Raw genomic sequence first — 15588 nt, 5'->3', positions numbered from 1 at the left:
TCAAGTTCATCATTCCCTTCGTAAAAATAGCGACTCTACTTCTTCTTCCGAAAGAAGTTCATAATCCCCGTCTGCATGAAGGAACACGGATTGCCAGTCCAAAGCGTGTTCCGTGCCGCCATGCTGATAGGGAAGACCGTTACCATCCGTCGTGAGCGAGACATGAGGATGCCTGAGCAAATCATATTTGTCGTCCTGGACTGGATGTTCGCCACGGATAAAGAGCAGGCAAAAGCGGTTATCCAGCAACCTTACCTCGTCTGGTGTGAGCAATTCGCGGCCTGATTGCTGGTAGTTGATCGAGTAGCTGCCGTTTCTCCCCTTGCTCTGGCCGTAGGTATTGGTATCAATCGTTTCCTTGCCAAGCAGCTCCGAGACGTATTTGTGGGTAGACTGTTCGTTGCCGCCCAAGTACAAAAATTCGTCGCAGTTGCCCACAATCGATTCCCACGCATCCTTGTACAGCGCCTTGAGTTGCGCTAAATTTTGCAAAATGATAGAAACGGAAATTTCCCGGCTGCGCATCGTGGAGAGCAGCTTGTCAAATTCGTCGGGAAGCGCTACATTGGCGAACTCGTCCATGACAAAGTGAACATGAACCGGCAGGCGTCCGCCATGCCTATAGTCCGCCTCGTACATCAAGCATTGAAAAAGCTGCGTGTAGAGCATGCCGACAATGAAGTTGAAGCTGCTGTCGTTATCGGGAATGACGGCAAACATCGCCGTCTTCTTCTCCCCCATAACGGGCAATTCCATTTCGTCGACCATGCTCATCCCCGCAATCGTATGCAAATTGAACTTCTCCAATCGAACGCCGAGGCCAATTAAAATGGACTTGGCCGTCTTGCCCGCCGCCAGCTTGAAAATGTTGTACTGCTTGACGGCAAGGTGTTCCGGATCGCGCATGGCCAGCCGCTCGAATAGTTCATCGAGCGGGCTTTGGTACGTTTCGTCCTCCTCCCGCACCTCCGCAGCCGCGATCATTTCCATGACCATTGGGAAGTTTTGCTCCTCGGGCGGTGCTTCATATAGGAGGTATAGCACGAGCGCTTCCAGCAAGGCGGTCTCGGATCGCTCCCAAAAGGGATCGTTGGTATTGCTGCCCTTCGGTGTCGTATTGCGGATCAGATTGGTGACCAGCTTGAGAACATCCTTGTCGTCTTGCAAATAGGCGAATGGATTGTAGCCATGCGAACGGTGTGGATTGATGAGATCCAGCACCTTGATGTCATAGCCTTCGGACTTGAGTAGATGCCCGGTATCGCGCAAAATTTCGCCCTTGGGATCGAGCACGACAAAGGACGTATGCGCCTGCATAACGTTCGGCTTGGCGTAAAACCTCGTTTTGCCGGACCCGGAACCGCCGACGACAAGAACATTCAGGTTCCGGCGATGCTTGCGGCCATCCAAGCCGATGCGTACCTGCTGCGTCAGAATCTTGTTTTGTTCCGGTTGCTTGTCGCGATACTTGGCATTTATCCGTCCGGCCTTGCCCCATCGTGCGCTGCCATGCTCTTCGCGCCGCCGATAGTTGCGCGGGGACGCCAAGTAGATGCCGACCGAAATCCCATAAATCAACGTGAACAGCAACAAGCTTCGCGGCGTATCCTCGACCCATTGAATCTGGAAGGGATTGTTAATCGCCTCGCTGAGATACAGCAGAAGTGCCGGTAATCCCTTTGACAAAGCGGGGGCGGCAAGCAGCGCCGCCCACACGACCGGAATAAAAAAAACCGCAAAGAGTAAAAGATTACTCCTTGCGGTTTCAGCGCGCCGCATGATGACTCCTGCGCTTTATTTTTTGATAGGGAGCGTCAATCGCTTTGAGCAGTAAATCGTCAACAGGATCGGTCGGCCGCTGCTGGCCGATCAAGTCGTTGCGGAGCGCATTCAAGGCGTTGATGACAATGCCATGCTCGTAATGATCCATTCTCAGGATGCGTTCTTCCTCTTTCATCGCCACTCCTCCCAACAGAAAAATGAAAAGCATGCCACGACTAGCGGGTGGAATCGCTGCGATTCGGTTGCTGCTGTCGCTGCTGGGCCAGCATACGGTGCATTCGACGGGATATGTCGTGTGCCGCATCCTTCATCACCGTCAGCTCGGCGCGAATTTGCTGCGGCTCCAACTCCTTGAGCCGTTCGTGAACCCTGCCGAAGCGGAAGGAAGCCGTCTCGACGCCGAATTTTTTGCAAAGCATATACGCAGCGCAGTAAGCTTGAAAATTGTAATGTGAACGGCTGTAGTCGTTATGGCCGCGATCGATCTCCGCATGCGTCAGCTCCTGTGCGAGAGCTCGAAAAATGTCACCAGCCCCAAGTCCGCGACGTATCACGATGCTTCGCGTATCCGGCTGATAAAGCGCATGAACTTCCGCAGGCAAGGCATCTCCAATCGTAATCGCAACAGGTGAGCGGTCCATCAATGCCTTGATGCGCGTGCGGTCATCCGGGTAGATCGGCGATTCCTTTTTCGGTGCGGTTGTTTGCGCAACATCGAACATCTTCTTGGGGTTGTAGCTGATTGCGGTACTCCCATCTTCTCGCTTGTATTCCTCGCCTGGCTCCAAGATGTAAAATCCGGATTCCTTGCGACGGATATAGACGCCTTGTTCTTTCCAGCTATCAAAATCAGCAATGCGAGTGGCATCCGGTCGCTGCGCGAAAATAAGCAGCGCATTCGCGACGCTGTAGAGATCAAAACGGCTTTGTACGTCCAGATAATGCTGAAATTGTTCGCCGTTTTGCGCAATGGCGGCTGTGGCAGTATCAATCGTCTCATACGTCCACTGCCGCAGTTCTTGCTTTTTTTGCGCCCACGCTTCTTTGTCGAACGGCTGCTCACGCTGACCGGAGGCCGTCGTGACTTGGGGCTGGAATAACTCGTCCAGTTCGCTCATTTCGATTTCCCTCGCTTTCGACTCCCGGCCATCGGAACGGATGCTTTACTGCCGGACGCCGAATTCCCGCGATCTCTGCGCTTAGGCAACGACGGTTCCTGCACCTGCTGCCGCCGTCTGCTCTCTGCCGCCCGGTTTTCCTCCCGAATTTCACGCAGCAATTGGCGGACGGACACTTTTCCCTTCGGCTTTTCAGGGTCAATCGTAACCCTTTCGTATGCCGCGCTGCGCTCGGAGGTAGGCGCGGACGGAGAGGATGGTTCCGTTGTCCTCTCCTCCTGTGTCGGCGGGGGGGGAAGCGGACGCTCCGGTTCCGTTCGCTCGACCTCCCACGCCTCGGCCGCCGGTTGATCGGTTCCCTGCTGCTCGTTTACCGGCTGCACCTCCGCCGCCGGCTCGGGCTTTCCCAACAGATCGTCCAAAAAATCTTCGCTCACTACCGCTCCCTCATTTGAAGCTGGCGACTCGTTGGCTCCTTCTTCGGGTGTGCCGGCATGTTGCTCCGGTGGTTGCGCCGCCCCTTCACGCTCGACCGACTGCTTCTCGCTGCGGGACTTCACAATCTCCTGCTTGATGCTGGCCGTATCTACGGTCGCCAGCTTGAAGCGTTCAACGATTCGGTTGATCTTGGACGCATCCTCGGCCCGCACCATGACGTCGCAAAGCCCGTCCACATTTTTCTTGTCACGCAGCGCGCAATAGAGGACACCATAGCGCTTCGCTTCTTTGCAAAAAGTCGGCAAGTCTTCATTTCGTACTGCAAACACCTTCAGTTCCTTGCCGCTGCGCAGCAAGCTTTCCAGACGAATGCGGCCTCTTGTTCGTTTTTGCCCTTGCAGGGCGGCGAACAAATAAACGGCCAGATGCTTCGCGCCTTCGCCGGAAATTTTCGCCATGACCTCAATGCCACGAAGACTCATGCTGACGACCTGATCGGCCGCCTCGGTTCCGCTGCTCATGGACATTGGCCTCCCTTCGTGTCGATTGGTCTTCCTCGTTACGTTGCAGCTTGTTTGCCAGTTCGTCGGATCGGGCAAGGATGCCCGTACAAAGCCTCACCTCCTTTCGGAGCTTCGCAAGCTGACGGGAAAGCTCAGCAATTTGCGACTTATACGATTCGATTTGCTCGGGATGCTGGCAGCAACGAAGTCGGTTGTACAGCATTTTGCGGGAGCTGTATCCTTGCCGCAATTCCGTTTGCAGCCCAGCGTGGTAAGCCAACAATTGTGCTTTGCTGGAAATGCCGTGACGACACAGCAGCCTGGTTTGTTCCGTAATGGCCGTCAAATGACGCAAGTCTTCACGCAATAAAAAAGACGTCCGTTTGAGGGATGCGCGGGAATGGGGTAGAATCCCCATCTTGAATAAATAACGCAGATACAGGGCTTGCAGGCCGCTAAATTTACGTCCGATGTGCAGGGTGCTGCGAACGATGACGGCTCGTCTGCGCCGCGGCAACGGCAACGGTTGCTGACGCTGCGGTAACTGGTTTTGCAGAATACGCTCTTTTATCGCATGCTCCGTGTAATCGTCGCCAAGACTGCGCAATCGAACAAAACGCTCTTTGCCCGGCGGGCGTACCGCCAAATGCTTGACGTTCGACTTCATTTCATAGCCCTGCTTTTGAAGGATCGCGAAGAATTGCGTCATCGTCATGGCAGCGGCGATAGCGGCGTCGATGTCCTCGCGAATCAAGCCGCGCCAAGTCGGCTTGCTTTCCTGTTCCGCTCGCCACTCGCCGTAATGCTTGGCCTTGCCCGGTTCCGGCTGCTCAATGACCGATAAGGCATGCTCCCGGCAAAGTCGGTCGGATGTTTGCCGCATCAGCGCGTAAGAGGCTTTGTTATCGTAATAGCGTTTACCGTCCAGAAACGACACCGCATTCAGTACAAAATGATTGTGCAAGTGCTCCTTGTCCAAATGGGTTGATATCACGACTTCAAAGCGCTCTCCCCACAGCTCCTGCGCCAGCTTGACGCCAATGGCATGTGCCACCTCCGGCGTCGTTTCACCAGGTGCAAACGCCTGATACCCATGAAAAGCTACAATGCCATCGGTCTTTTGAAATTGTAGTTTGGTTCGCTGCATTTGCTCGTAAGAGGTAAGCGGATCGCAGTTGATTCCGCTCACGTAAAGCTGTTTTTCCGTTTTGGCATCCGCGCTGGTATAAGCGAGCACCTGCTGTAAATCATCATGTGCTACACGCGCTTGATCGGTCTTATCGGGATTGGTGGCGTAATCCAGCACACGCTTGAGGCGGTCGGTAACGTCCCATATTGCGGTGGTCGCCATGTGCAATTGTCCCCTTTACGGTGGATGGACGTTAGAATTTCCTTGTAGCTCGTTTCTCGGTTCCGGTGCGGTCACGGCTTGTTGAAGCTGCTGGACGGCGCGGCGCAAGTGGTCTGCTTCCTGCTGAAAAGCTGCTCGATCCAGATGACCTGTCGCATGGGCCTTCGCTGCGAGTTGGTTTAGGTTATTGCCGATAGCATGAAGCTCGCGCATCATAGCGAAATAGTCCGTTGGCGGCATCGCCTTCGGAACATAGCCATTAATCAGAGATCGAATATAACCCTCCTGTGAAAGTCCCGATTTTTTCGCGCTCGCCTGAAGTCTTGCGTTTTCATCATTGTTCACCCATACCTGAATGCGAATAACTCGTCTTCTCATCATGTTCACTTCCCTCTTCAAAGGAAATAGCCGAATGAAACGCTAAATAGTTTCTGGCGTTTCTAAAAAATACCGATCTTTGTTGAAACCCATATTCTTGATAAAACAGCGTGCTGTTGAGGCAGGGGTATTAGGGGCTTGCCCCTAACAAGCGAATTTGGGAGACCAAATTCAGTGCTTGCTGCAACACGAGACATTCGTCTCGCGTCGCCCTGAAAGGCACCTGCCGGGAAAAAGGGGAGGGCATCGAAACGACAAAAGACGCTGATCGCTCAGCGTCTTCGTGCGAAACATTATGGTGATTGACTTCCATCAACGTTCCTTGTCCATTGCCCGGCGTACACTCTTCATCACCGTTTGATGGTCTAAACGTGTCGGATCGTTTCGCGCTTGTTCCTCTGCCTCCAAAAGTGCTTTTTCAATCTCCTCGTCCCGCTCGGTTACGTCTTGTTCGTTCATGCCCTACCTCCTCGGAATTAGAATATTAAAGCCATCTCTATTTTCGCCCGACACCGCTCTGAATGCCACTCTACCGAACTGCGCTATCGGCTTGGTACCACGCGCTGTTTACGATAAACCTTCAGGTCGTCATTAACGTCTTTCCCGATGGGCGGCTCGTCGGAAATCGCGTAAGTTGGGCCGAGTAATTGTTGAATCATCATTGTGGCTGAGCGCCCCGGCTCATCGTTGTCCAAATGAAGCACTATGCGCTCCACTTCCGGGTAGCTTTGCAGATAGTGGGTGAGTGCTGCCGGGGCAACGCCCTCATCCTTATTTTCTTTTGGGCTGTATATGCCGGCCAACGACAGTTGATGCGACTGTCGCCAGTCTCTCCCTGCAATTGTCTCAAGGGTGCAATATGATAAAAGGTCAATTGCACTTTCAAACAAATGCAGCTCGGTGCCGTTGTCATCGGCCGGTATAGCGAACGAATACCGTTTATCGCTGCCTAGCGCTTCGCCCATATATCGGGTTTTGGTTGTCCCGCGTATCGCCGCATAGCGCGGATCTCCTGTCAAATCAAATCCCACAAAAACTGCATTATGGTACATTCGGCTTTCGTATAAGCGTCCCGAATTGAGACAAAAATCGATTACATCACGAGAAATGCCGCGTTTGGAGAGATAAGCGGCGACGCGATTCGAAGTCTCATAAGGTTCGGGAAGCTCCAGCCGCGCATTTGAACCATCCTGCTGGATGGCAGGAGTAGCTGGAGCCATGTGAACTGGTGGATTACCGTCAATTTGCAGTACTGCATCGGGAAACGACATGCCTCTTACTTTAATGAGATAGTCCAGCGCCGAGCGTCCGCCGATCCCTCGCGACCACCAAAACCATTTGCCATTGGAGATTTTAAGACTGTCATGGGAGCGGGTCGAATAGGTGTTGCGCGAGCAGCGAACCAGTTCGTATGGCTCGAAACTTTGCAAATAGGTGAGCAGGTCCAATTGCTTTGCACGTTCGATTTGTTCCTTGTTTACATAGCTCATTGCCGTAGTTCCTCTCTGAAAAAGTAAGTAATAGTCGACGGCTTTACTACTCGTGTCTCTTAATCGTAAGGCCGATTTTCTTCCATCCTGCCGCACTTGGTCATCGTGCCTTACCCTTCTTTTTGGGATACAGATAAGCTCTTCTTTCCCTCAACTCTGAAGCGCCTTTCTTTTTCATGAATGCGTCTAACTCGCTTTCATAGACTTGACTGGTCACCCCGTTCGAATCACGGATGTAATAATACGTGTCTCCAAATCAGTTCTTCCCTTTGGATATCAATTCCAATTCCGGCATGGTTTCTCCCTCCTCGGTCGGATCGGTTCCATAACAAATAGGCGGTAGAATCGGGCAAAAGCATCCGCCGCCGCTTGGGATGGCATACAACATGTGCGTACCTCCAGAAATGCGAAAAGGACCCCAAAAGCCGGAGTCCGTTTCGTCCTGTGATTTATACCTTTCCATTGCCGTTATCGCTCTCGATCCGCAACCCGCCGTTCGGGTGCTTCCGGTTCTTCATCCGACACGCTGTCCACGGCTTCGTTTTCCCGTTTGTCCATGTTCAGCAGCACATTTAACTCCGCGAGCCGCGCGGACTTCGTTTGCAATTCCTGCTCCTGCTTGAACGGTGCCTCGATCTGCTCCTTCGCCGTTACCATCTGTTGCTTGAGTGTTGCGAGCTGGTCACGGCAATAGGCGAGCTTATTCGGCAAATCCGACAAGGTGTTGTTTATTCGACTCATATTGCCGCCTGCATCCGGTCCTAACGTAATCGTATGGCCCAAAGCGCCGCGCAGCGTCACCTTGTATTCCTTTGCAAAGCTATCAAACGATAGCCATAAGGAAAAGCCCATGTAACTGCCTGCATCCTGCGGATCGGGAGAGGTCATGCCCTTGCAGGCTTCCAGCAGGGCAGCGCCCGCCGTAGCACGTTCCGAGTACGTGTAATCTTTGATGGTCATACCGGGAAAACGGGAATCGTCGCTGCTAGCCTTTTCCGACGCTTGGGCGCGCATGAACAAGGCCACGTCCTGCTCATACCCAGCAATGCGTTCCTCCGTTGACTTGAACTGTTGCGGCAGCATTTTGAGCAGCCGATCCTCCAGCGCATAACGCTGGCTTAAATGATTCGCCTTGAGCAGCTTGAGCTTGGATACCTGGATGTCGAGGTCCATCTTCTCCTTGATGTACGGATTGCCAGTCGCCAGCGCCTTGACTTCGGCATAGGAGAGTGCCGTCTCATCAATGTCCTCGGCAGAACGAACCGGCGATTTGCTGGTCATGATCTGCGAGATAAACCGCTGCTTGTTCTCCAGCGTTTGATAGAGGTAAGCGTCAAACGTGTTCTCTGTGACATAACGGAAGATGTGAACCTCGCTGTTCTGGTTGCCTTGCCGAATAATCCGCCCGCTGCGCTGCTCCAGGTCGCGTGGTCGCCACGGACAATCGAGGTCATGAAGCGCGATCAACTTGGTCTGAACGTTCGTTCCCGCACCCATCTTAAACGTCGATCCGAGCAATATGCGAATCTGTCCCGTTCGCACCTTGGCAAACAGTTCCTTCTTCTTCACTTCTGTATTGGCGTCGTGAATGAAGGCGATCTCCTCAACCGGAACGCCTTTCTCCGTCAGTTTACGCCGTAGTTCGTCGTACACATTAAAGGTGCCATCCTGCTTAGGGATCGAAAGATCGCAAAAGACCAGCTGCGCAAGCCGCTGCTCCCGACTGTCAGCCCATTGCCGATAGACGTTATCTGCGCAGGCGCTTACTTTACTGCTTTCGTCATCGGGTAACATCGGATTGGCCAACCGCTGATCGAGAGCCAGCTTGCGCCCGTCGTTGGTGATCTTGAGCATGTTGTCTTCGTGCGGCTCTACGCGCTTCGCTCGTACCATTTCGGCACGACGAGCGAGATCAGAAACCATCTCACGCTGAAAATCGCTCGGCGGCACAGCGATATTGTGGAAGTGGGCTTTAGGAACCGGAAGCTGGAGCATATCCGCCGTCTGAATGTCCGCCACTTCCTTAAAGACGTTCATCAGCTCCGGCAAATTATAAAAACGGGCAAACCGCGTTTTAGCGCGATAGCCCGTTCCCTCCGGTGCAAGCTCAATCGCCGTTACCGTCTCTCCAAATGTTGAAGCCCATGAATCAAAGTGTTGTAAGCCTTGCCCTCGTAACCGCTCGTATTGCAAGTAGCGCTGCATCGTGTACATCTCGGTGATGGAGTTGGAGATCGGCGTACCCGTGGCAAAAATAATGCCCCTTCCCTCGGTCAATTCGTCCAGATAGCGGCACTTGGCAAACATGTCCGATGACTTTTGCGCTTCAGTTTGCGATAGCCCGGCGACGTTGCGCATTTTCGTATAAAGGAATAGATTTTTATACGAGTCTGCTTCGTCGACGAACAATCGATCGATGCCGAGTTCCTCAAAGGTGACCACATCATCCTTACGGCTCGTGTCGTTCAATTTCTCCAGCTTGACCTGTAGCGTCTTCTTGGTCTTTTCCAACTGCTTGATGGCGTACCGCTCGCCCTTGGCTTCCTTTAGCTCGCGGATGCCGCTTGTGATTTCGGATATTTGCTCGTAAAGCTGCTGCCGCTGGCGCTCCTCCGAGATCGGAATTTTTTCAAATTGCGAGTGGCCGATAATAATCGCGTCGTAATCGCCGGTGGCAATCCGTGCGCAGAACGTCTTCCGGTTCTTCGTTTCAAAATCCTTTTTGGTGGCGACAAGTACGTTCGCGGACGGATAGAGCATCAAAAATTCCGCAGCCCATTGCTCGGTCAGATGATTAGGAACAACCAACATGCTTTTGTTGCACAGGCCCAAATGCTTGCTTTCCATTGCCGCGGCGGTCATCGCAAAGGTTTTGCCCGCGCCGACGCAATGGGCGAAAAGGGAATTGCCGCCGTAGAGCGTTCGGGCAACCGCATTGACCTGATGCTGCCGCAACCGGATTTCCGGGTTCATCCCGGTGAAGCGGATATGACTTCCATCATATTCGCGCGGACGGATGGAATTAAATCGATCATTGTACAGTCGCGTGAGCTGCTCCCGGCGCTGCGGATCTTGCCATATCCAGTCTCGAAACGCTTCCTTCATGGCTTCCTGCTTTTGCTGCGCGATAGCCGTTTCCTGCTTGTTCAGCACCCGCTTTTCCACACCGTTTTCAACGGCCGTATCGAATATCCGTACATCCCGCAGATTCAGCGTGTCTTCGAGAATTTTGTACGCATTGATGCGATTCGTACCGTAGGTGACATTGGCCTTAATATTGTTACTGCGATCATCGCTTTTGCCTTTGACGTTCCAGGCTGCTGTGTAGCCGGAATACATCACATTGATGGAGGTTTGGTACATATACGGCGTATCCACCAGTTCGAAAATGAATGCCCGAATGACTTCCGGCGGCAACCAGGTTGCGCCCAGTCGCACATCAATCTCGGAAGCGTCCAAGTCCTTCGGCTGCACGGCTTCCAGCGCTCTAACATTTTCAGCGTACCGCTCGGTGTCATAGGCCGCAAACTGTTTGGCAGCGCGCAGCTTTTCACGCACATTGCCCGATAAATACGCATCCGCTGTTTCGTAGGTCGGTTGTCCTTCTTCGTCCAGATTTTCAGGATTCGGGAAGATCACGCCGCGAAGCTCCTGCACAAGCTGTTCCTGCGTGAGTCCGGTCAGTTCTGCCATATACGGCAGATCGACGCGAGCTTTCGTACCGATGGAAACCGCCAGCGCCTCCGAAGCCGTATCCACCTGTTTGATGTTGGCTCGTTGCCGAATGGTACGCTTCGTGAACATATCCGCCTTACGCAGCAACCGTCCTTCCTCATCTATGACTTCCAACGAACAGAGAAGGAAGTACGAGCTGTCATCCGAAAAGGCAAGGCTATTGGCGCGACTGTTAATCAGGCCGTATTGCGCTGTGAACCGTTCATATTGCGTATCCAGCTTGCGCTGCTGCTCCCTTATCGCTTCGTCGCTGTAATCCTCGGTCTGGTATTCGATCAGTTCGCGCACCGTGTCCCGAAGCTGAATCATGCCCTTGATACGACCCGCCGCAGTTGCTGATGTTTCAACCGGCCGCATCCGGCTGTTTTCCCGAAAATAGATGCGTCCCTCGACCAGCGCAAAGCTGAAATTACGAACGGACGGGTCGGCAGGCAGGGAGACCTCTTCCTCCTCCGGCTGTTCCTCCCGTTCCAACTCGACCCACTCCGCATGGATGTTCGCCAGTGCCTCACGCAAAAGCTCGTCCAAAGGAGCGTCCGGATAGGGTCGGCAGGTCGTTTCCTTCTGGTTGCCGTACATTCGATCATCAAAGGCCATCGTACCAAGAACCATTTCGGGGCGGGCCGCAAAGTAGCTATTCACCGGCACATCCTCTGCCGTAACGCCGAGCGAAAGCCATTCCTCGGTTTGCTCGCTGACGGCCACCATACGGTCCCGTTTTTGCAAAAACAAAATGTCGGCGGTCACTTCGGTTCCGGCATTCGCGAGAAACGCATTGCTAGGCAGACGAACCGCGCCGAGCAGCGCGGCCCGTTCCGCGATGTATTTTCGGACGGTTGGGTTTTGTTTGTCCATCGTCCCTTTCGACGTAATGAAAGCGACAATACCGCCTGGACGAACCTTATCCAGCGTCTTCGCAAAAAAGTAATCATGAATCAGAAACTTGTGCTTATCGTATTTTTTGTCGGCCACGCCGTAGCTACCGAACGGCACGTTGCCAACCGCGAGGTCAAAAAAACTGTCCGGCAAGCTGGTTTGCTCGTAGCCGCTGACAGCAATCGATACTTGCGGATAAAGCTGCCGCGCGATGCGCCCGGTGATGCTGTCCAACTCCACGCCAAACAGCCGAGCGTCCTGAAATGACTCGGGCAATAGACCGAAAAAATTGCCGATGCCGCAAGACGGCTCCAAAATATTACCGCTGCGAAAGCCCATCCTCTCCAGGCATTCGTACATCGCCTTGATGACGGTTGGAGAGGTGTAGTGCGCATTCAGCGTGGAGGCGCGGGCGGATGCATATTCCTCCGGGTCCAGCAAATCTCGCAGCTCCGCATATTCGGTTCCCCATTGCGGATTCCCATCATCAAATGCTTGCGGAATCCCGCCCCAGCCCACATAACGGGCAAGCACAGCCTGCTCGTCCGCAGCCGCCTGACGGTTATCCTTTTCCAGTTGCCCGAGCAGCCGGATCGCTTCCACGTTCCACCTGTACTTGGTTTTTGCGCCGCCATGTCCCAATTCGTAATCCATGATCCGGTAGTTGCTGATCGGAGTCGATTCACGCCGGATCTCGATCTCGGGCGTGGCAGCGGAAGGAGCAACGGGGGATATCCTGTCCCCCTCATCATGTGCCGGTTGTGCCGGTTGTGCCGCTTGCTCCGGTTCGTCCACCAGTTCCGTATCCCATTCCGCGTGTTCCGAATCCGATTCCTGCTGGCCGGAAATCAGATGATCGTTCAGCGGATTCTCGCGCAGCATGCGCTCGAAATCCCGGCGATTCATTTCCTGCATGAATAACGGAAATTGAACGTCCTGCAGTACAACCTTTCGCGGCCCCATCTGCGCAATTTCGTATTCATCCGCACCGATAAAGAGTTTGCTGCCCTCGATATACCCATAGTGCGCCCGAGCCCGGTTGGTCGTTTGCTGTGATTCATCCGGCTGCATTTCCGACAGCGGCAGTTTGTGTTCCGTCTTATCCGCCGCGCGCTGCCTGCGCTGCTCCTCCAGCTGCTCGGCATAGGCAGGCAACCGTTCTTCTTCCTGGCGGTTCAGATAACGGCCCGCTGCCAGTAGCTCGCTGATTCGCTTTTGCACCTTGATCCACGGCAACTCGACTTTAACGTCCGGGTTCATAATAGAACCTCGTGTCAGCGTAATCCCCTTGCTGTCGTGATTTTCATGAATATCGGTGCCGATCAGGGCAGGGAGGCGCCCGCCTGTGCCATATTCCCGTTTCAGAAAATCAGCATTCTCCTGCGCCGATAACGACTGCCCAAAAAATAGCGCGATGCGAAGCTTTCCGTTCTCAAAACCGCTGCCACCTTGCAGAACAGCGTCGATGGCCGCTTGAGGAAGTGAAAAAGCGGAGGCTTTTTCGTCCTCCGCTTGCTTCATCCATAGAGTCTGCTGCTGAATAGAAGGCAGCGATGTACGAGCAGGATCAAACTCGTTAAGGATCATCATGCTGGCGAAATGCCCGGCAATCACCGACCAATCGTAAAAGCTCTGCGCCGTCCGCTGCGCCGCCGATCCCGTCCAAAGATGCAGCACATTGCGGTACGGCTCAAAACCGGCCTTTAGGTCATCTTCGAGCGTTAACTCCGTGACTCCCGTAGGGAACAGACTGCGAATATACAGCGTTCGTTCACGTTCTTCCTGATTTGCATCGAAAAAGGCTTCGATGGCCGCTTTGTTCTCGGAAAGAGGCGCGGCGCGAAGCATATCGTTGATGATCGCCTGGTCATGAAAAAACGGAAGACTTCTGTCTTCCGTTTCCCGGTCGTACCATTTTAGTGATAAATCAGTTCCGTGAGAATCAGTTCCTCCGCCTGCTGCTTCAAGCTGTTCATGTGACTCGTCCAGCCCATCGGGTCGGTCGCCTTGTCCGGGGCCGGATGCTGCCGGATCAGTTCCTGCATCGTCAGGTCGACCTGCTCCCTCGCTGTCCGGTCGATGTCCGCCAGATGCCTGGTCAGTTGCTCCGACAGCATCAGGTGGGCGTAGGTTCCCTTCCGCTGCTCCTTGAGAAACGTCTTGCGCAACATCCCATATTTCCCGATGCTCATCGGTTCGGTCAACGTCAGGTCGGGCAGGAGGTAATCCCCGTTCGGCGTGTAGGTCAGTTCCATGTTTCATCATCCTTTCGAGTGCTTTAGCTTCATTTTGCGGCAAGGATTCTGGCCTTGCAACGGTACGGCTGGCCGGACGCTCTTTTTTTCGCTGCTCATCGCGGCGCATCGCCCGGACGGTGGATTCAATCTCACGCAGAATGGTTTCAGCTACGTCGCTGATCGCCGCGCCCAAATGAGAGAGCGCAGGGAGCGTATTGAAATAACCGACGCCGGACAGATCGTCAACGCTGATGTAATGGGAGGGTTCCAAACCGCAGCGTGTCAGCGCCATAAAGGCGACCGCGTATTGTGCGGCTTCCCTGAACAGCAGTTCTACATGCGGCTCATCCAGTTCTTCCAGCAGGCTGCTGTCGCGTTCGGTGAGCAGCATCCGCACGTAATCGGCGCTATGGTCCTCCACCGCGTTTCGGGCAGCGGACAACAGCGCGTCAACCAGTTCCATGCCTGGCCCTCGTTCACTGCCAAACGCATTTTCCAACGTTTCGATGACGGCTTCCGTATCCGGCTCCTCCATGCGCCATAGGGAGACGGGTTGTCGGATTCGGCTCTGCGTGTCCGACACATCGAAGACATGACGCAGCCCCAAATAACTGCCCCGATCCTCGATCAGCGCGATGCCTTTTGCGCCGCGCTTGACCCAACGGTTTAACCGCTTGTTCCAGATTTCAATCGTCGCACATGCCGTAGCATCGGGGCGCTGCGCGTAGATCAAAAGTTGATCCTGAAACGGATACTTGTAGTTCCAGGCCGCCGTCCGCAGAAAATCGACCCAGCGCTCAGGGTCATTCGAAACCGCACGGGCCGTACTGGCGGCAAGCTCCGCCATTCGCTGCAACTTGGCTGTCAAAGGTCGCACCTCCTCATGCAAAGGTAATTTGGTTCGACAGACGAATGCCTTCCTCGGAATATCGGGGCGTGAGCCGGATCAGTCCGTTTTGCTGAAGCCGATGCAGATTGCGACGGACGGCAGAGGCGGAAAGCCCCACCTCTGCCGCAAGTCGTCTGGATGAAAGCAATACCGTGCCGTTTCGTCCGCCTGCGCGATCCAGCAAATAGCTGTACAGCAGCTTCGCCGCAGGCGGAACCGATACGCCGGCCAGCAGCCGGTAACGGGCGAGATCGTTCATAGGTGTGCGTCCTCCTATCGTTCCAGTTCAGACTTCTGCTTTAGTGGTGCCGATGAAGGGGAATGGAGGGGCGACGACAATTCATTCATTCGCTCCGGCCGGGCGAAGCAATATAAATAAAAGTTATAGTCGCCGGCACGCGGAAAGCATCGCAGATAGTAACGATGCTTTGCCGTCTGTAAACAAAAGCCATAGACATCGCTGTGCCGCGCGCTTGGTAGACGGGCCTCTGGATGTTTTATACAAAAATCGTGCATGCCACTGCGGTTTTGAAGCAGCCCCTGTTCCGTCAACGCTTGAATGACCGCTCCAAGCTCCTCCCGAAAATCAGGAGTTTTCAACGAAGAGATATGTTCGAACCAAGTCGCCCAAAATGCCTCCCCATCTTTGCCGAAATCACCGCGCACATGCCCAATACAACCGCGCTCTGTATCCTTCTCGATGGAGGCGGAATAAAAATAAGCCTCATCCTCAGATGTGGCAATCTTCAGCTTCTCAATCATGCTCTTTTCCTCCCAAACGGTATGTTGTT

Annotated in this window: 11 protein-coding genes; all 11 read right to left on the bottom strand. The window is 53.9% G+C overall.

Going from position 1 to position 15588, the window contains the following annotated elements:
• Window positions 1-9: 9 nt before the first annotated feature.
• A complete protein-coding gene (locus H582_RS0111995; protein WP_028598724.1) occupies window positions 10-1779 on the bottom strand; it encodes a VirD4-like conjugal transfer protein, CD1115 family in 1770 nt (589 codons plus the stop codon).
• The gene (locus H582_RS0111990) at window positions 1766-1957 is read right to left on the bottom strand and encodes a hypothetical protein (protein WP_021877380.1); all 192 of its coding nucleotides are present in this window, start codon (window positions 1955-1957) and stop codon (window positions 1766-1768) included. The genes H582_RS0111995 and H582_RS0111990 overlap by 14 nt, the downstream gene beginning before the upstream one ends.
• Before the next feature lie 40 nt (window positions 1958-1997).
• Window positions 1998-2900 (bottom strand): hypothetical protein, encoded by a 903-nt coding sequence (locus H582_RS0111985; protein WP_028598723.1) that lies wholly within the window; start codon window positions 2898-2900, stop codon window positions 1998-2000.
• Window positions 2897-3859: a PcfB family protein gene (locus H582_RS0111980; protein WP_028598722.1), complete on the bottom strand. Its 963-nt coding sequence runs from the start codon at window positions 3857-3859 to the stop codon at window positions 2897-2899. The genes H582_RS0111985 and H582_RS0111980 overlap by 4 nt, the downstream gene beginning before the upstream one ends.
• Window positions 3801-5192: a relaxase/mobilization nuclease domain-containing protein gene (locus H582_RS0111975; protein WP_028598721.1), complete on the bottom strand. Its 1392-nt coding sequence runs from the start codon at window positions 5190-5192 to the stop codon at window positions 3801-3803. The genes H582_RS0111980 and H582_RS0111975 overlap by 59 nt, the downstream gene beginning before the upstream one ends.
• Before the next feature lie 15 nt (window positions 5193-5207).
• Window positions 5208-5573, bottom strand: a complete 366-nt coding sequence (locus H582_RS30900; protein WP_240479005.1) for a plasmid mobilization protein — start codon at window positions 5571-5573, stop codon at window positions 5208-5210.
• A 309-nt stretch (window positions 5574-5882) separates the two neighbouring features.
• Entirely contained in the window at window positions 5883-6029 is a 147-nt protein-coding gene (locus tag H582_RS31875; protein ID WP_156876708.1) for a hypothetical protein, read from the bottom strand.
• 83 nt (window positions 6030-6112) lie between these two features.
• Window positions 6113-7060: a DUF3991 and TOPRIM domain-containing protein gene (locus H582_RS0111965; protein WP_028598720.1), complete on the bottom strand. Its 948-nt coding sequence runs from the start codon at window positions 7058-7060 to the stop codon at window positions 6113-6115.
• A 468-nt stretch (window positions 7061-7528) separates the two neighbouring features.
• On the bottom strand, window positions 7529-14776 hold the full coding sequence (locus H582_RS33355; protein WP_028598719.1) for a DEAD/DEAH box helicase family protein: 7248 nt from the start codon (window positions 14774-14776) through the stop codon (window positions 7529-7531).
• 13 nt (window positions 14777-14789) lie between these two features.
• Window positions 14790-15056: a helix-turn-helix domain-containing protein gene (locus H582_RS0111955; RefSeq protein WP_043111221.1), complete on the bottom strand. Its 267-nt coding sequence runs from the start codon at window positions 15054-15056 to the stop codon at window positions 14790-14792.
• A gap of 14 nt (window positions 15057-15070) precedes the next feature.
• The gene (locus H582_RS31870; RefSeq protein WP_127464351.1) at window positions 15071-15559 is read right to left on the bottom strand and encodes a hypothetical protein; all 489 of its coding nucleotides are present in this window, start codon (window positions 15557-15559) and stop codon (window positions 15071-15073) included.
• Window positions 15560-15588: the final 29 nt, after the last annotated feature.

The sequence above is a fragment of the Paenibacillus pasadenensis DSM 19293 genome, assembly GCF_000422485.1.
Lineage (GTDB): Bacteria > Bacillota > Bacilli > Paenibacillales > Paenibacillaceae > Paenibacillus_O > Paenibacillus_O pasadenensis.
The sequence above is the reverse complement of the archived record's forward strand: the minus strand, read 5'-3'. Positions and strand labels throughout refer to the sequence as shown.